Consider the following 16,230-nt stretch of genomic DNA (forward strand, 5'->3'; position numbering starts at 1 on the left):
TTGCCTCAGGGCGATGGCTGGTTAGGATGCGCGGGATGAGAAGCACACTCCTCCCGCTCGCCGCCGTCGCTGCCGTCCTTGCCACCGCCGCGCCTTCCGCTCACGCGAAAGTCACCGTGGATCCTGAGCGTATCGTCCGCGATGTGAAGACGCTGGCGTCGGACGCATTCGAAGGGCGAGCGCCGGGCACCAAGGGTGAAGAGCGCACCATCGGCTATCTCATCGCCCGCATGCAGGACGTGGGGCTCGAGCCGGGAGGACCGGATGGACAATGGCTCCAGACGGTTCCCCTGCTGCATACGACACTGGGCAAGGGAACGATGGCCTTCACCGGTCCCCAAGGACGGATGCCGGTGTCGCTCGGCAAGGAGATCTACGTCTCGACGCTCAGGCCCGATGATGCTGCACGGATCGACAAGGCGCCGGTGGTCTTCGTCGGCTATGGCGTGACCGCGCCCGAGCGCCAGTGGGACGACTTCAAGGATGTCGACCTCAAGGGCAAGGTCGCCGTGTTCCTCGTCAACGATCCGGACTTCTCCGCCACGCAAGGTGAGGCCCCGTTCGGCAAGTTCGGCGGCCGCACCATGACTTACTACGGCCGGTGGAGTTACAAGTTCGAGGAAGCGGCGCGCCGGGGCGCAGTGGGGGCACTGATCGTCCATGACACCGAAGGGGCAGGCTATGGCTGGAATGTAGTGACCAGCCCGCGTGGCGAGAACTATGACATCGTGCGAAAGCCCGAGGACCTGACCAGCCTGCGCCTGCAAGGCTGGATCGAAGGCGATGCCGCGAAGACGCTGTTCAACCGCGCGGGGCTTGATCTCAGCCAGCTGCGGGCTGCCGCGAGCCGCGCTGACTTCCGTCCGGTCCCCCTGAAAGGCGTCACCTTCAGCGCCGACGTTCCGGTCAGCCATGAACAGATCGCCAGCCACAACGTGATCGGCCGCATTCCCGGCGCGCAAAGGCCGGAAGAGACGATCGTCCTCGGCGCACATTGGGACGCTTACGGCGCCGGCGAACCCGACGCGCAGGGCCGCATCTATCGCGCCGGTGCGAACGACGACGCGCTTGGGCTGGCGGGCATTCTCGACATCGCACGCGCCATTAACGCAGGACCGCCGCCCGAGCGCAGCGTCGTTGTGGCGGCGTGGACTGCCGAGGAGCGCGGTCTGCTCGGCAGCGAGTACTACGCGGCCAATCCGGTCTATCCGATAGAGAAGACCGTCGCCAATCTGGCCATCGACATTCTCCAGACCGCCGGTGCGGCGAACGATGTGGTGCTGGTCGGCAAGGGGCAGAACACGCTGGAGGACGAGATGGCAGTCGTCGCAAAGGCGCAGGGGCGCACCGTCACTCCGGAGAGCCTGCCCGAGAACGGGCTGTTCTATCGCGCCGACCACTTCTCCTTCGCCAAGCGCGGCGTTCCTGTCATGCTGCTGATGGGCATCGCGGGCGCGGCGGACCTGAAGGAAGGCGGGCGCGCAGCGGGGCAGGCCTGGATCGACCAGTATACCGGCAATTGCTATCACCAGGCGTGCGACGCCTGGAGCGCGGACTGGAACCTGGCCGGCGCCATTCAGGACATCGAACTGGCCGGCACCATCGCGGAGAACCTGGCGAACTCGACCCGCTGGCCCGAGTGGAAGGCCGGCTCCGAGTTCAAAGCGATCCGGGACGAGAGCAAGCCAGTGAGACGCTGAGAGGACGCGGGGGCGGCACGCGTCCGCCCCCTCAGTTCATCAACTCTGTGAAGGAGGCGTGCGAACCACCAGTCCGTCAAGCTGCCGCGTGACGCGTATCTGGCAGGACAGGCGCACGCCGTCAGTGTCGTCGCCCGCCGCCTCTATCATGGGCAGCTCGATCTCGGTCGCCTCCCCAAGAACGGAGCGCCATGCCGCTTCGGGGTAGACGCGGCACGTCCCGCAATAGGCGTTCCCGCCGCAGACCGCCTCAATGGTTTCCACGCCTTGCGCGACCGCGTTCTCCATCAGGGAGAGGTCTTCCTGCGCCTTGATGACATGGCTGGCGCCATCGGCGGCAATGAACGTGATGGAAGGCATGCTCCCGCTTCCCGTCAGGCCGGATCGCAGGCGACGACCGCGCCGCGAAGTTCATAACCCTGGATGTGGGGATTCCAGATCACCTCCGGCTCAGACACCAGTCGAATGCCGGGAAGGCGAAATAGCCGCTCGAGAAACAACCGCGTTTCGTGCAGCGCGACTTGCGCACCGGGGCAGCGGTGCGGACCATCGCCAAAGCTCATGTAAGGGCCGACCACCTTCATCCGCTTGGCGCGATCCGGGTCCAGCTCGTAAGGACAAGGGCCGGTGATCGCTTCATCGACATTCGCGTCACGAATGCTGAGGCACACCGTCTCGTCCTTAGCCACCGTGGTTGTCTTCGCATCGATCGGCTCAGCCGCGCGCCGGTGCAGCAGCGAGGCGACCGGTTCCAGCCGCAGGATCTCTTCCAGGATGGCGAATTGATCGTCCTCCGGGCCCTTGAGGAAGCGTTCGCGCAAGTCCGGCTTGTCGAACAAGTGCCACGCGCACATCACGATGAACTCGCGCGTGGTCATCATGCCTGCGCCGCCGTAGCTCAGGCACTCCATCAGCATGCCCTTTCGGGAGTAGTTATTCTGCACCAGATAGGTGATGACATCGTCCTTCGGCGCCCTGCGGCGCGCCTCGACAGCGGGCGCAAGGTCGTGCTTCCAGAACGCGTTGACGCGGCTCAGCGCCTTGGCGGTGAAGATCAGCTTGTTGAGGAAGCCGGGCTTACGTTCCATGCTGGCGTCGAGCACCGCTTTCACACGCTTCGCCAGTCCCTTGCTGTCGCTGTTGGTCAGACCGACGATGTCCGCCGCGACATCGACCGCCATCTGCCAGCTCATCTCATCGAGAGGCGCGGAGCCGCGCGCTTGCAGGTCCGCGACGATCTGATCCATTGTCCGATCCATCACCGCCCGATGCCGGGTCACGATGGTCTTGGGTGCGAATAGCCCGGCCACCGCGGCGCGGCGCTTGCGGTGCAGGTCTCCGTCGAGGAAGAAGAAGGAAATCTCGCCGGGGCGGCTGAGATCCACTTGCTCTGCACTGGCCCCGGCCTGCCGTCCTTTGGGCGAGCGCAGGACCTCGCGCGCCGCCGCGAAGTTGCCGATAACGCGGGCTCCTTCCTGCGGCCTCAGGTTCGCCTCGGCCACTTTGCCGCTCTTCCGGTCGTCACGGCCTTCATGCATCGGGCACTTGGCGGCACTTGCGTTCATCTCTGCTTCCTCTCCGAAGCTGCTTCTGGTGCGCTCCCTGAGTCCCCGGAAGCTTACGCAGTGATATACAATGGATCACACTGGTCCGCAACGTGAGCGGAACTTCGCTGGCGACACCTGCGTTCATAAGGGAAAGGTTGCCAGCGAGGCTGGCGGCAGCTTGGTATCGTGAGGAGAGAGCCATGAACGAAGCTCATAAACCCATCATTGGGAACGAAATTCCCTATCGTCGCACCCGCCTGGACAAGCGGACGGGATCGCTGGTCTTCGATCGCCACCTGGACGAGACGCTGGCCGAGGGGTCCTCGTCCTACTCACGCGCTCCCGACGTCGACAATCCACTCGCTCGCGGGCAAGTGACCTGATCCCGATCAGGCCAGCAGCCTGGCCCAGGTGACCGGGCCGACTATACCATCCGCGCTGATCCCGTTTCTCTTCTGAAGCGCGAGAACGGCCTGCAGAGTGAGGGGACCGAACGCTCCGTCGGCGCGTGCTCCAAGCAGCGTCTGCAGTTGCGCCACATGGTCTCCCTGGTCGCCCAGCTTGAGTAGCGGCCTCGCGCACTCTTCCTCGAGAAAGCGGGCGTGCGCACTCCCAATCTTCCGGTCATACGCATGGGCGGCGTAGGCGGGTCCGTTGTAGCCGCGCGCAAACCCCGCCCAATCGCAGCGCCGGAGTTCGTCCGCGAGGCCCGCCGATTTCAGGAATGCGGTGAATGTCGCGAGTTGAGGCCCCTCTCCCGCAACCATGCCGGCGACGAAGCTTTCGACATCCTCGTGCCCGCACAAGGCATGATTGAAGCCCATGATCTGAAACTTGCCCCAGCTGGCACTTTCCAACGCGACAGTACGATTGAGGGCCATGGCGGCATGCAGCCGCTCGTACTCGCGCGCGCCTCCGAGATAAGCGCCCGGTCTGGCAGACGAGATGTGCGGGTGGGCAGCGCTGTGCTCTCCGCGCGTTCGCCGGTGGAAGATGTGCCGTTCGAACAGGATCTTCGGACGTCGATTGGGAAGGAAGCCGCTCCCGGCGCTCTCCACATGCGCGACCGCGCGCAAAGCGGCCACGCTGCACCCCAGCTCCCTCGCCGCCGCGACGTAATCCGAAATTTCGAGGGGCGCCGGGTTTCCGGTGAATTCGTCGCGCATGGATCGTCCTTCCCGTTCAGAGAGTGACCTTCCCGGTATCGCGAGCCCAGTGCTGTAGGAAAGTTATTTCTCGTCGCTAGCGAGCCCTACCGCCAACGCGCGCGTGCCTCTCTCGCCCAGCCACTGCACATCCACTGACCAGACCTTCCGGATGACCGCTTCCGACAGCGCTTCATCGGGCGTCCCGTCCGCGATCAAGCGCCCGCGGTTCAAGACCAGCACCCGGTCGGCATGGTTCATCGCGGTCGCGAGATCGTGCAGCACCAGCACCACGCCGCGCCCCTCCGCCGCCTGCTCGTGGAACCGGCGCATGAGAGAGGCCGCATGAGCCAGATCCAGGTTGGCGAGCGGTTCGTCGGCCAGCAGCCAGTCCGGCTTTGTGGCGAGCACGCGAGCCATCAGGGCACGCGCGCGCTCACCGCCTGACAGCCGCGAGACGGAGCGGGTACGCAGCCCCCCCAGGTCCATCGCAGCGATGGCGGCATCGATGGCAGCTTGCGCCTCCTGCGCTGGAGCCCCCCGCCACGGCAGGCGCCCCAGGGACACCAGAGTCTCGACCGAGAGATCCCACGCGACTTCGGGAGCCTGCGGCAAGTAGCCCAGAGACCGGGCCCGCGCGTCGGCGGCCATCTGGGACAAGGGGATCTCTCCCAAGCCCACGGTCCCGGCGTCTGGCGTAAGCAGCCCCGCGAGACATGACAGAAGCGTGGACTTGCCTGCACCGTTGGGACCGCAGATCGCCGTAACGGCACCGGGTGCGAGGTGCGAGCTGATCGCGTCGAGCCGGTCGGTTACAACCAGATGCTCCAGGACAAGATCCCCGGCCATCAGGCAAGCCCCCGTCGCATCTTGATCAGCAGGTGCAGGAAGAACGGCGCACCGATGAGGCTAAGCGCGATGCCGAGGCGCAATTCTCCACCCGCAAGCGGCAGGATACGGCACAGGCAATCCGCCATCAGCAGCAAAAGCGCTCCGGCCAGCGCGCTCGGCAGGAGCAGCGAAGACGGCCGGCGGTCCGTCAGCGGACGGATGAGGTGCGGCACGATCAATCCCACAAAGCCGATGATCCCTGCCACCGCAACACTCGCGCCGACGGTCAGGCCCACCCCCGCAACGAGCAGCGCCTGCAACTTTCTCGGCTCCACTCCGAGAGAGCGCGCCGCCGCCTCGCCCAGCGTCAGAGCGTCCAGGCTGCGGCCAGCCAGCATCAGCAATCCGATACCCAGTCCGGTCAACGGCGCAGCGATCCAGACCTCTCGCCAGGAGCGGTCCGCCAGTGCACCCATCAACCAAGTGACAATCTCGCTCATGGCGAAAGGCGTGGGCGAAAGGCTGATCGCCAGGCTCATCAAGGCACCCGCAAGACTGGCGATCATCAGCCCCGCCAGTGTGAAAAGCGCAATTCCGCCGTCTCGCCCGGCAATGAGCGCCAGCAGCGCCATCGCGCCTCCTGCGCCCAGAAGCGCCGAGATCGGCAGAAGCCAGGCCGAGGCGGCATAGCCCGCCCAGAAGCTCAGCACCGCTCCCAGGGCCGCGCCCGGCGCGATCCCGAACAGCCCTGGATCGGCCAGCGGATTGCGCAAGTAACCCTGCATCGCCGCCCCCGCGCTTCCTAATCCCGCACCGACCACCAGCGCGAGAGCGGCCCGCGGCATACGCAGCTCAAGGACAATCACCAGAGCATTGCGCGTCTGCGGATCGAACGGGTCGATCCAGACGCGCCCTGCCAGCAGGGACAATGGTACAACCACGGCGAGTGCCAGCAGAAGGGCCCAGAGCGCACGGTTCATGGCGTTGCCAGTCCAGAGAACCGTGCGGCCGATGCCGAGGAAGGGAGCCCCCGCCTGATACGCGCCAAGCGTTCCACCGCCCGGATGATAGTGGGTCCCCCGCACCACAGAAGCGTACTGTCGAACGCCGCATACCGAATGTCCGGCAGAGCGCGGAGAGCAGGATGGGAGAGCAGCCGGTTCTCCTGAGAGTGAGCGTCGCCAGCAGCGATGACCACCTCTGGCGGATCAGCCAGCACAGCCTCTAGGGGCAGATAGTCTGCCTGTCGGAGCCCTCGCGCAGCTGCCCCGTTGATGAAGCCGGTCCGGCGCAGGAGATCGGCAACCAGAGTGCTGTCTCCCGCAACGATGCCGCCGGATTGCCACACGATGGCCGGGATCGGCGCCGCGCCCCGCTGCGGCGCAGAACTTGCCAAGGCATGCTCAATCTTGCTGATAAGATCTTCACCTTGCTCACTATTCCCGGTCTCTTCCGCGAGCTGACGGATCTGCGCCTTGCTGGTCTCCACAGAATCCGTCGCGCCAATGCTCACCACCCTGATGCCCAGGTCTTCCAGGGCCTGCCGCGTCGCGGGCGGAAGGAAGATGTCAGCGACCACCATATCCGGCTGCAAAGCTGCAATCTCCTCGACCGAGCCGGACACAGCCCCAAAGCGTTCTGCCGCCGCGACACCCATCGAGCTTGCGGCAGGATCCAGGCTATAGTGAGAGACGGCGAGGAGTTGCCCTGGCGCAGCGACTTCCGCGAGCGTGGCGTCACTGCACGGGTTGAGCGACACGAGCGTCGGGCGCGTATCGCTGCGGGGCACCTCAGCCGCCGGGCTCGCGCAGGCCGAAATCAAGGCGCAAATGAGCACAGCGCCAGCCTTACGGAGCACGCCGGCAGAGGCGTCGCCAGCCGGCAGGCCCTTTGTCCGGGCAGCCGTTCCAGGGACAGGGCGAGCCCCTCCTGTCACATCCGGGCTCGCAGACCCACGAAGGCAGACCGTCCGGCCGTGCCATATCCGGAGACTGTCTGATAACTTTCATCCGCAAGGTTCTCTACACGGCCGAAAATCTCAAGATACTGTGTCACAGGCACGCTCGCCCTCAGAGTCCCCAGGACGTAGCTGGAAAGACGCGTGAAATTGCCCGGATCGTCATAGCTTTCCCCGACGAGCCGCACGTCGCCGCCGATCGCCAAGCCGGTAAGTGGGCCCGCCGTGATGGGCGACCAATCGAGCGAGGCCGTCAGCGTGTGCCGCGGACGTCTTGCGAGGTCGTTGCCCTCGCTCACTCCGCCCTCGGTTCGGTCAATCGATTTGACGTAAGTGTAGGCTGCCTGTCCGCGCAACGTGCTGCTCATCCTGGCGCCCAGTTCGAGTTCCATGCCGGTTGCGCGCGCACGTCCGATATTGATGTAGTAGCCGAAGGGACGGGTTTCGCAGAGGCTCCCTTCGCATGAGATGAAGCCAATGAGATCGCGGCTGTCGCGCCGAAATCCGGTGAGTGCGAAGTGGAGCGCTCCGTTGCGGTCGCCGTATTCCACGCCTGCGTCATAACTGCGGCTCTTCTCGGGTCTGAGCGCTCCGTTCCCGTATTCCGAGAAAAGCTGATAGAGCGTGGGAACCTTGAACCCTTCACCATACGACGCGCGCAGGCGCCAGTCGTCGCCGAGCGCGGCGCTACCGTTGGCACCGAACGTCCAGCGATCACCGAAGCGCGAATGGTCATCGTAGCGCACGCCGGCCGCCACTGTGAACGCATCCGAGTACCAGCCTAGCAGCGCGTGTCCGCTTGAAAGATGGGCCTTGCGGCGGGACGCAGAGCTGACATCGATGCGGGTCCATTCGTGATCTGCGCCGAAGTCCAGCCGGAGAGCATCGTATGCCCGCCATGCGCCCCGAAGCTCTGCACGGCGACTCTGCCCCTGTGTCTGCGAAGTCGGATCCGTCGGGGAGCTCGGGTCGAAGTAGCGGCGGCGTGTGTCTGAAACCTGGTATCCGGCATTCAGATCAACTGCGTCGGAAGACCACGCGAGCCCAGCGCGCCCGCCAATCTCTCGTGTCTTCTGGTACTCGTGCGTGTCCGCGAAGACGTAGAGAGGCGCCGGATAGCCGTCGATCTCCAGCTTGCCCTGTGTGTACCTGCCGGTGAGTGTCGCCTCCAAAGCAGACGTGAGCGCATACCTAGCGCGTCCGTTGGCCCGCCACTGTCGAAAACCGTCTTCTTCCGATCCAGCCGCTGCCTGGCTTAGCCCGTCAGTCCTCAGGTACCCGCCATTCAGCGTGACACCGTAACGGTCTGTGGACAGGCCCGCTGTCACTTGACCATCGAATGTATCGCGCGTGCCATACTCTGCGGTCGTCTCGACGCCATTGAGCTCGCGCGATGTCAGAGAGATGACACCACCGATGGCTTCCGAACCCCAGATCACCGAGTTCGATCCGCGCAGAAGCTCTACGCGCCCGACGCCACCGGCGCTGACGTTGGCGAAGTCATAGCCGCCCCCCGGTGCGGCGACATCCGCGACCCTGATGCCATCGATGAGGACCAGCACCTGCTGCGAGTTGGCGCCCCGCACGAAGACGCTCGTCGTGCCACCCAGACTGCCGTTTCGCGAGAACGTGACTCCAGGCAGACGCTCAAGCACTCGCGCGATATCGGGGCCCTGGATCGACTTCAGCTCCGCCGTCCCGATGACACTGACAGGCTGACCAGTCTTGTCGATGTCGAGGCGGCTGCCAGTGGCAAGAACGGTGATCTCCGTCCCTTCGCCAACGCCGGTCGCTGAGGCGAGCGGCACGTCCTGAGCACGTGCCTGCATCGCCAACGTGAGTGACGAACCAAGCAAAAACAGATACTTCATAGATAAACCTCCAGCCCTGAACGAATTGCCGCTCATGGCGAGAGGGCCGCGCCCATTGCTTGGCGCGCGGTCCACGCTGCATTCCGGTACACCCCGCCCGGCGCGGAACGACCGTCTTGGGCAGGTCTCCTGGCTCCCGGATCGCTGCCCACCCTCGCCTTCCCGGCCGCCTTCGAAGCTGCACCAGTGGCTGGTTGAGAGTGGACTCCCCGGTCACAGTTGCGGGGGCAGCTCGGTATCGCACCGAATTCCCTCTTAGGCCCGGCAATCGGGCACCCATGACGTGAGCGGGCGGATAGAAGCACAAGTCAGGCCTGGCAAGGGTAACTGCACGGAACCATCGCCGCGCTCGCGGAGCAGGAGTCTTTAAGCTCTTAAGGCTATGGCTGGCCCCTGTGCCGTGACGGGACGCGAGGGAATCGCCGCTGTTCTACGCTGCGCCCGCACTTATGCGGAGGGGGTGACGGTCTGCCGCCGTACACCCCCTCCCGCTAGAATCAGGATTGCATGACGGCCCGCCTCGCCCAACTCTGTCTTAACGAGCAGCGCTCCCGCGATTTCACGGCACGGCTGACACACAAAGGCATGCGAGGCCATCGCGCTAAAGCCCAGCGCAAGAAGGCCCGCCTGGCAGCAGCCCTCATGGGTCTCGCCGCTCTCCCGGCGTTTTCGGCTAACCCCAACGCACTCGCAGCTTTCCGGATCGGCGACGCAATTGCGCACGAGGCGGGAATGGACCCGATGCCGTTCGAGCGGAAGGGCGAGAGTTTTCCCGGCTCCGCGTTCTACTACCTTGATCTTGAGGCCAACCCGGCACCAGCAGCGTACTCTGCCATTGCGACCGAGATCGGGTCTGTCTTTCAGAATGAACCGGCAGCGCGCCCTCTGCGCGTCGACAACAGCGGCATCGATCGCTTGCGTGCAGAGCAGTGCCTGACGGCTGCGATCTATTACGAAGCGGCGAGCGAAGCCGATGCCGGACAGCGTGCGGTCGCCCAGGTTGTTCTTAACCGGGTCGCCCATCCCGCATATCCGAACACTGTCTGCGGCGTGGTCTTTCAAGGCTCGGAACGCACGACCGGCTGCCAGTTCACGTTCACCTGCGACGGGTCACTGGCACGCCGCCCCCAGCGTCTGTTCTGGGACCGAGCCGCAAACGTGGCCCGGCAGGCGCTGGCGGGCTATGTCTACACTCCCGCCGGTCTGGCGACGCACTATCATACGCTTGCAGTCCATCCGTACTGGGCATCAAGCTTACGCTATATGCTCACCATCGGCGCTCACCGCTTTTACAGCTTCAACGGAGCCGCCGGAAAACATGCGGTCTTCCGCTTCGCCTATCTCGGCGGCGAACCCACTCCAGGCCCTCGGCCCCGGCAGCCTGCGCCAGCCCAAGCCGGAGACACTTCAATCGATCCCGTGGACATCCAGCAGGTGTTTGATCGGGGAGCCATGCAGGCCGATCGCTCGGCGGCGTCGCTTCATACCGGCGCGCCAACGGCTGCGCCTCTCTACACCAATGAACTCACGCGCAGAGGCGGCGACGCGCTCTACAGCGGCGACAACTTGCCGGGCGGTCACGAGGTTCGAGACGAATATCGCAACAGCGGCCAGTGGATCGCCAGCCCGGTCGGCAGCTTGTGAACTGAGTACCCGTGCATTTCATCTGCTGACGTGAGCGACGGAACGCCGGTCCAGCAAGCCGGACAGATGATCCTCAACGTCTCTGAAACCATAGACTTGCACCGATGGATTAGGACAATGCGGCTAAGCCTCTCAGATCAATAACGACAAAGGGCCGCACCCATGACCATCCGCTTCGCCGCAGCAAACACGGCATCCAATATTGTCGTTCGCGCATGCCGCTGCCGGTCGGTCGAGTTGCGCCCGGTGAACGACAACGATCGACACCGGCTGGATCAGTCTCTGCTGGCCGCTGCCCTGCGCCACTTCGCGCGGCACGGCATGGCCGCCGCCGAGAACGCAGCCAATCGCGCATTGTGGGCCCGGCGCGACGGCGATGATCAAGCATGCCTGCACTGGCTCGCCCTGTGCCGTCAGCTAGACCGGCGCATGGCAGACAGCCTCACCGCTCAGATGGAGGCGGTGTCGTAAAGGGTGGTTATTGCTATTGCGATCCTTTATCATTAAGAGGCGTAATTACTGGGGCTTTTCACCTTTAGAGTGTTGCATTGTCAGCACCGCGGGCCTAGGCACGCGCGGAACGCAATTTGGAGCCTGCCATTTTTGCGGAGCAAGGCAGGCCGCCCTTTTTCGTCCGCTGCTCCCGCTCGTGAAGGACTGACAGGCACATGGCTCGCAAGAAGATCGCCCTTATCGGCGCCGGCAACATCGGCGGCACTCTGGCTCACCTCGCCGCGCAGAAGGAACTGGGCGACATCGTCCTGTTCGACATCGCCGACGGCGTCCCCCAGGGCAAGGCGCTCGACTTGTCGCAGTGTGGCCCGGTTGAAGGCTTCGACGCGCAGATCACCGGCACCAGCGACTACAAGGATATCGCCGGCGCCGACGTGGTGATCGTCACCGCAGGCGTTCCGCGCAAGCCCGGCATGAGCCGCGACGACCTGCTCGGCATCAACCTCAAGGTGATGAAGGCAGTCGGCGAGGGCATCAAGAACAACTGCCCCGACGCGTTCGTGATCTGCATCACCAACCCGCTCGACGCGATGGTCTGGGCTCTGCGCGAGTTCTCCGGCCTGCCGCATAACAAGGTCGTCGGCATGGCCGGCGTGCTGGACTCGGCTCGCTTCTCGACCTTCCTTGCCTGGGAGTTCGGCGTTTCGGTTCGCGACGTCACCAGCTTCGTGCTTGGCGGCCACGGCGACACGATGGTGCCGGTGGTCGAGTACTCGACCGTCAAGGGCATCCCCGTTCCCGACCTCATCAAGATGGGCAAGTCCACTCAGGAGCGCATCGACGAGATCGTCAAGCGCACCGCGAATGGTGGCGGCGAAATCGTCGGCCTGCTCAAGACCGGTTCGGCGTTCTATGCACCGGCAGCCTCGGCGATCGCGATGGCCGAAAGCTACCTGGGCGACCAGAAGCGCATTCTGCCTTGCGCCGCTTACCTCGAAGGCCAGTATGGCGTTGACGGCCTCTATGTTGGCGTGCCGGTGAAGATCGGTAAGGACGGCGTCGAGGAAGTGATCGAGATTGCGCTGAACGACAAGGCGAAGGCCGGCCTTCAGGTCTCCATTGACGCGGTCAAGGAACTGCTGGTCGCCTGCAAGGGCATCGACGAGAGCCTGGCCTGAACGGTTAGCCTCGCGCTTCTAAACTCTTCCTCCCCAGGAGATAAATTCGATGTCCATTCTCGTCGACAAGAACACCAAGGTCATCACCCAGGGTATGACCGGCTCGACCGGCAGCTTCCACACCCAGGCAGCCCTTGACTACGGCACGCAGATGGTTGCGGGCGTTACCCCGGGCAAGGGCGGTCAGACGCACCTGGGCTTGCCGCAGTTCAACTCGGTTCACGAAGCCAAGGCTGCGACCGGCGCCACCGCATCGTGCATCTACGTGCCGCCAGCAGGTGCCGCCGACGCGATCCTGGAGGCGATCGACGCCGAGATCGAGCTGATCATCTGCATCACCGAGGGCATCCCGGTGCTGGACATGATCCCGGTCAAGCGCGCCCTCACCGGTAGCAAGTCGCGCCTCATCGGCCCGAACTGCCCCGGCGTCCTCACGCCCAACGAGTGCAAGATCGGCATCATGCCGGGCAACATCTTCTCGAAGGGCTCGGTGGGCGTTGTCTCGCGCTCGGGCACACTTACCTATGAGGCGGTGTTCCAGACCACCAATGCGGGCCTTGGCCAGACAACGGCTGTCGGCATCGGCGGAGATCCGGTCAACGGCACCAACTTCATCGACGTGCTTGAGCTGTTCCTGGCCGACGACGAGACCAAGTCGATCATCATGATCGGCGAGATCGGCGGCTCGGCCGAGGAAGAAGCGGCGCAGTTCATCAAGGATGAAGCGAAGCGCGGCCGCAAGAAGCCGATGGTGGGCTTCATCGCCGGCCGTACTGCACCTCCGGGACGCCGCATGGGCCATGCCGGCGCCATTGTGTCGGGCGGACAGGGCGGTGCCGAAGACAAGATCGCGGCGATGGAAGAGGCGGGCATCCGCGTTTCTCCCTCGCCTTCGGAACTGGGCGTGACTCTCGAAGGTTTGCTGAAAGAACTCGCCTAACTTCCCCCGCAAGGGGCCACAGCGGACGCACGGCTCACCCCTCCCCGGGAAACCGCAGAGCCCGCAAAGTGATTGGTTCGTAGCGCCGGGAATATCTCCCGGCGCGGAAAGGTCATTGCCATGGGCAACGAAACGTTCGACTTCTTCCCCGACGATCCACAGCCGGGGCCGAGCTGGCAACGCAGCAACTGGCCCATCGTGGGGGGGCAGCATGAGGACGAACTCACCCAGGCGCTGGACCCCACCACGCTAAAGGCTCGCATCGAGAAGTCCGCCAAGAAGGCCGGAACTCCCATTGATGAAGGGCGCATAGAGGAAGCAGCGGCGGATTCCATCCGCGCAATGATGCTGATCCGCACATATCGCGTGCGCGGTCATCTCGCGGCTGACCTTGACCCCCTTGGCCTTTCACAGCGTCCGCAGCCCGAAGATCTCACGCCCGAGTACCACGGCTTCGTCGGTGCGGCTCAGGACCGGCCCGTCTATATCGGCGGCAACCTTGGCCTTGAGTGGTGCACGGTACGCGAGATCGTGCAGATCCTTCGCGCGAACTACTGCGGCAAGGTCGGCCTCGAATACATGCACATCGCTGACGTGGAGGAGCGCCGTTTCCTCCAGGACCGCATGGAAGGGGCCGACAAGGAAATCGAGTTCACGCCCGAGGGGAAAAAGGCGATCCTCCAGGCTGTGATCCGTGGCGAGCAGTACGAGAAGTTCCTGGGCAAGAAGTACGTCGGCACCAAGCGCTTTGGTCTGGATGGCGGCGAATCCATGATTCCGGCGCTGGAAGCCGTGATCAAGTATGGCGGCCAGCTCGGCGTGCGCGAGATCGTTTACGGCATGGCGCATCGCGGCCGCCTCAACGTGCTCGCCAATGTCATGGCCAAGCCCTACAAGGTCATCTTCCACGAGTTCTCGGGCGGCACGGCCAACCCCGAGGACGTCGGCGGGTCGGGTGACGTCAAGTATCACCTGGGCACCTCTACCGATCGCGAGTTCGACGGGATCAAGGTTCACATGAGCCTGATGCCGAACCCCAGCCACTTGGAAACGGTCAACCCGGTGGTACTCGGCAAGGTCCGCGCGTATCAAACATTGCAGGACGACATTGGTGACGACATCGGCGCAGGTGCCAAGCACAAGCAGGTGCTTCCGGTCCTGATCCACGGGGATGCTGCCTTCGCCGGCCAGGGCGTCGTCTGGGAGTGCTTCGGCCTGTCGGGTGTGAAAGGCTACAACACGGGCGGCTGCATCCACTTCGTCATCAACAACCAGATCGGGTTCACGACGAGCCCACAGTTCGCGCGCAAATCCCCATACCCTTCCGATGTTGCCAAGGGCGTTCAAGCACCGATCCTGCACGTTAACGGCGATGATCCGGCTGCGGTGACCTTCTGCTGCAAGCTGGCGATCGATTATCGTCAGACTTTCGGTCGCGACATCGTCATCGACATGTGGTGCTATCGCCGATTCGGCCATAACGAGGGCGATGAGCCAAGCTTCACGCAGCCGCTGATGTACGCGAAGATCAAGCAGCATCCGGCGGTAAGCGCGATCTATGCGAAGCGCCTCAAGGATGACGGCGTCATCGAGGATGCTTTTGTCGCGGAGACGGAGTCTGGCTTCACCGCATATCTTGAAGAACAGTTCGAGGCCGCGAAGAGCTACCAGGCGAACGAGGCCGACTGGTTCGGTGGTCAGTGGAGCGGCTTTCACAAGCCCGCTGATCCCGAGACGGCGCGCCGCAACATCGACACCAACATCGAGCCCAAGCTGTTCGAAAGCCTGGGTCGCACGCTGACGACCGTTCCCGACGACCTGACGATCCACAGGACGCTGGGCCGCGTGCTGGACGCGAAGCGCGAGATGTTCAAGTCCGGCGAAGGGTTCGACTGGGCCACGGCGGAGGCACTCGCGTTCGGCAGTCTCGTCTCCGAGGGGTACTCCGTGCGCCTGTCTGGTCAGGACTCCGGTCGCGGGACGTTCAGTCAGCGCCACGCCGTCTGGGTAGACCAGACCACCGAGCATAAGTACGTCCCGCTCGACAGCGTTCCGCATGGCCGCTTCGAGGTCCTGGACTCCACGCTGTCGGAATACGGCGTCCTGGGGTTCGAGTATGGCTACGCCAGCGCGGACCCGAAGACTCTCGTTCTTTGGGAAGCGCAGTTCGGCGACTTCGCGAACGGTGCGCAGATCATCATTGATCAGTACGTCGCTGCGGCAGAAGCCAAGTGGCTGCGGGCAAACGGCCTCGTGATGCTCCTTCCCCATGGCTACGAGGGTCAGGGGCCGGAGCACTCGTCAGCCCGTCTTGAGCGGTTCCTGCAGCTTTGCGCCCAGGATAACATCCAGGTGTGCAACATCACCACGCCGGCAAATTACTTCCACGTCCTGCGCCGGCAGATGCACCGTCCCTTCCGCAAGCCGCTGATCATCATGACGCCCAAGTCCCTGCTTCGTCACCCGCTGGCGAAGTCGCAGGCGTCCGATTTTACCGGCGCGCATTTCTTCCGCATCCTCTCGGACCCGAAGGCGGCTGAGGACAAGGCCACGAAGAGAGTGGTGCTGTGCTCGGGCAAGGTCGCCTACGATCTCCTGGAAGCACGGGATGCGGCAGAGATCGACGATGTGCAGATCATCCGGATCGAGCAGCTCTACCCGTTCCCGGGTGAGCCTCTGGCTCTGCGCCTGTCGCGCATGACCAATCTGGAAGAGATCGTCTGGTGCCAGGAGGAGCCGCGCAACAATGGTGCCTGGTTCTTCGTCGCCTCACAAATCGAAGAAGCCGCCGAGCAGGCCGGAATCAAGGTAGGGCGTCCGCGTTACGCGGGCCGTACTGCCTCCGCCTCGCCCGCGACCGGCCTTGCAAAGCGGCATGCCTCCGAGCAGGCTGCACTTGTTGCCGACGCCCTGGGCCTCTCGGTCCGGTCCGAAATCCGTCGCAAGCAGAAGGCTTGAGATAAA

At 64.1% G+C, this 16,230-nt stretch carries 14 protein-coding genes and 1 riboswitch; of the genes, 7 read left to right on the forward strand and 7 right to left on the reverse strand.

The features are described from left to right. Nucleotides 1–26 precede the first annotated feature (26 nt). Complete coding sequence (locus tag ABUH87_RS11995; protein WP_419956695.1) at nt 27–1,700, forward strand: M28 family metallopeptidase; 1,674 nt, start codon at nt 27–29, stop codon at nt 1,698–1,700. A 39-nt stretch (nt 1,701–1,739) separates the two neighbouring features. Here ABUH87_RS11995 and ABUH87_RS12000 read toward each other — a convergent pair whose 3' ends face one another. Beyond that, nucleotides 1,740–2,060, reverse strand: coding sequence for a 2Fe-2S iron-sulfur cluster-binding protein (locus ABUH87_RS12000; protein WP_367773946.1), 321 nt, complete (start codon nt 2,058–2,060; stop codon nt 1,740–1,742). Nucleotides 2,061–2,074: 14 nt separating this feature from the next. Beyond that, nucleotides 2,075–3,265, reverse strand: a complete 1,191-nt coding sequence (locus ABUH87_RS12005; protein WP_367773949.1) for a cytochrome P450 — start codon at nt 3,263–3,265, stop codon at nt 2,075–2,077. Nucleotides 3,266–3,447: 182 nt separating this feature from the next. On the opposite strand from ABUH87_RS12005, the gene ABUH87_RS12010 reads away from it, so the two are divergent. Further along, nucleotides 3,448–3,630 (forward strand): hypothetical protein, encoded by a 183-nt coding sequence (locus ABUH87_RS12010; RefSeq protein ID WP_367773951.1) that lies wholly within the window; start codon nt 3,448–3,450, stop codon nt 3,628–3,630. A 6-nt stretch (nt 3,631–3,636) separates the two neighbouring features. Here the strand turns inward: ABUH87_RS12010 and ABUH87_RS12015 are convergent, their stop codons facing one another. The 5 genes from ABUH87_RS12015 to ABUH87_RS12035 form a co-directional block, all read right to left on the reverse strand. Further along, nucleotides 3,637–4,413 (reverse strand): N-acetylmuramidase domain-containing protein, encoded by a 777-nt coding sequence (locus ABUH87_RS12015; RefSeq protein WP_367773953.1) that lies wholly within the window; start codon nt 4,411–4,413, stop codon nt 3,637–3,639. 63 nt (nt 4,414–4,476) lie between these two features. Then, nucleotides 4,477–5,241, reverse strand: coding sequence for an ABC transporter ATP-binding protein (locus ABUH87_RS12020; RefSeq protein ID WP_367773956.1), 765 nt, complete (start codon nt 5,239–5,241; stop codon nt 4,477–4,479). Further along, nucleotides 5,241–6,203 carry a FecCD family ABC transporter permease gene (locus tag ABUH87_RS12025; RefSeq protein WP_367773959.1) on the reverse strand — a complete coding sequence of 321 codons (963 nt, stop codon included), beginning with the start codon at nt 6,201–6,203 and terminating at the stop codon, nt 5,241–5,243. The genes ABUH87_RS12020 and ABUH87_RS12025 overlap by 1 nt, the downstream gene beginning before the upstream one ends. Next, nucleotides 6,200–7,012 carry an ABC transporter substrate-binding protein gene (locus ABUH87_RS12030; protein ID WP_367773961.1) on the reverse strand — a complete coding sequence of 271 codons (813 nt, stop codon included), beginning with the start codon at nt 7,010–7,012 and terminating at the stop codon, nt 6,200–6,202. Before ABUH87_RS12030 ends, ABUH87_RS12025 begins: the two co-directional genes overlap by 4 nt. Nucleotides 7,013–7,155: 143 nt before the next feature. Beyond that, on the reverse strand, nt 7,156–9,051 hold the full coding sequence (locus tag ABUH87_RS12035; protein ID WP_367773963.1) for a TonB-dependent receptor plug domain-containing protein: 1,896 nt from the start codon (nt 9,049–9,051) through the stop codon (nt 7,156–7,158). A 102-nt stretch (nt 9,052–9,153) separates the two neighbouring features. Further along, nucleotides 9,154–9,346: riboswitch (cobalamin riboswitch) on the reverse strand. A gap of 212 nt (nt 9,347–9,558) precedes the next feature. On the opposite strand from ABUH87_RS12035, the gene ABUH87_RS12040 reads away from it, so the two are divergent. The 5 genes from ABUH87_RS12040 (at nt 9,559) to ABUH87_RS12060 (ending at nt 16,224) form a co-directional block, all read left to right on the forward strand. After that, complete coding sequence (locus tag ABUH87_RS12040; RefSeq protein WP_367773966.1) at nt 9,559–10,695, forward strand: cell wall hydrolase; 1,137 nt, start codon at nt 9,559–9,561, stop codon at nt 10,693–10,695. A 162-nt stretch (nt 10,696–10,857) separates the two neighbouring features. After that, complete coding sequence (locus ABUH87_RS12045; RefSeq protein ID WP_367773968.1) at nt 10,858–11,166, forward strand: hypothetical protein; 309 nt, start codon at nt 10,858–10,860, stop codon at nt 11,164–11,166. Nucleotides 11,167–11,363: 197 nt separating this feature from the next. Beyond that, a complete protein-coding gene (mdh, locus tag ABUH87_RS12050) occupies nt 11,364–12,326 on the forward strand; it encodes a malate dehydrogenase (protein WP_367773971.1) in 963 nt (320 codons plus the stop codon). A gap of 49 nt (nt 12,327–12,375) precedes the next feature. After that, nucleotides 12,376–13,266 (forward strand): succinate--CoA ligase subunit alpha, encoded by an 891-nt coding sequence (gene sucD, locus ABUH87_RS12055; protein WP_367773973.1) that lies wholly within the window; start codon nt 12,376–12,378, stop codon nt 13,264–13,266. Between the two features lie 120 nt (nt 13,267–13,386). Continuing rightward, nucleotides 13,387–16,224, forward strand: a complete 2,838-nt coding sequence (locus ABUH87_RS12060) for a 2-oxoglutarate dehydrogenase E1 component (RefSeq protein WP_367773977.1) — start codon at nt 13,387–13,389, stop codon at nt 16,222–16,224. The last annotated feature ends 6 nt before the right edge of the window (nt 16,225–16,230 follow it).

The organism is Novosphingobium rhizovicinum (assembly GCF_040813635.1).
Classification (GTDB): domain Bacteria; phylum Pseudomonadota; class Alphaproteobacteria; order Sphingomonadales; family Sphingomonadaceae; genus Novosphingobium; species Novosphingobium rhizovicinum.

What these genes read in the sequence shown, in the direction of transcription:
- ABUH87_RS11995 (WP_419956695.1), top strand. Translation starts at nt 27, where the DNA reads ATGCGCGGGATGAGAAGCACACTCCTCCCGCTCGCCGCCGTCGCTGCC.
- ABUH87_RS12000 (WP_367773946.1), bottom strand. Translation starts at nt 2,060, where the DNA reads ATGCCTTCCATCACGTTCATTGCCGCCGATGGCGCCAGCCATGTCATC.
- ABUH87_RS12005 (WP_367773949.1), bottom strand. Translation starts at nt 3,265, where the DNA reads ATGAACGCAAGTGCCGCCAAGTGCCCGATGCATGAAGGCCGTGACGAC.
- ABUH87_RS12010 (WP_367773951.1), top strand. Translation starts at nt 3,448, where the DNA reads ATGAACGAAGCTCATAAACCCATCATTGGGAACGAAATTCCCTATCGT.
- ABUH87_RS12015 (WP_367773953.1), bottom strand. Translation starts at nt 4,413, where the DNA reads ATGCGCGACGAATTCACCGGAAACCCGGCGCCCCTCGAAATTTCGGAT.
- ABUH87_RS12020 (WP_367773956.1), bottom strand. Translation starts at nt 5,241, where the DNA reads ATGGCCGGGGATCTTGTCCTGGAGCATCTGGTTGTAACCGACCGGCTC.
- ABUH87_RS12025 (WP_367773959.1), bottom strand. Translation starts at nt 6,203, where the DNA reads ATGAACCGTGCGCTCTGGGCCCTTCTGCTGGCACTCGCCGTGGTTGTA.
- ABUH87_RS12035 (WP_367773963.1), bottom strand. Translation starts at nt 9,051, where the DNA reads ATGAAGTATCTGTTTTTGCTTGGTTCGTCACTCACGTTGGCGATGCAG.
- ABUH87_RS12040 (WP_367773966.1), top strand. Translation starts at nt 9,559, where the DNA reads ATGACGGCCCGCCTCGCCCAACTCTGTCTTAACGAGCAGCGCTCCCGC.
- ABUH87_RS12045 (WP_367773968.1), top strand. Translation starts at nt 10,858, where the DNA reads ATGACCATCCGCTTCGCCGCAGCAAACACGGCATCCAATATTGTCGTT.
- mdh (WP_367773971.1), top strand. Translation starts at nt 11,364, where the DNA reads ATGGCTCGCAAGAAGATCGCCCTTATCGGCGCCGGCAACATCGGCGGC.
- sucD (WP_367773973.1), top strand. Translation starts at nt 12,376, where the DNA reads ATGTCCATTCTCGTCGACAAGAACACCAAGGTCATCACCCAGGGTATG.
- ABUH87_RS12060 (WP_367773977.1), top strand. Translation starts at nt 13,387, where the DNA reads ATGGGCAACGAAACGTTCGACTTCTTCCCCGACGATCCACAGCCGGGG.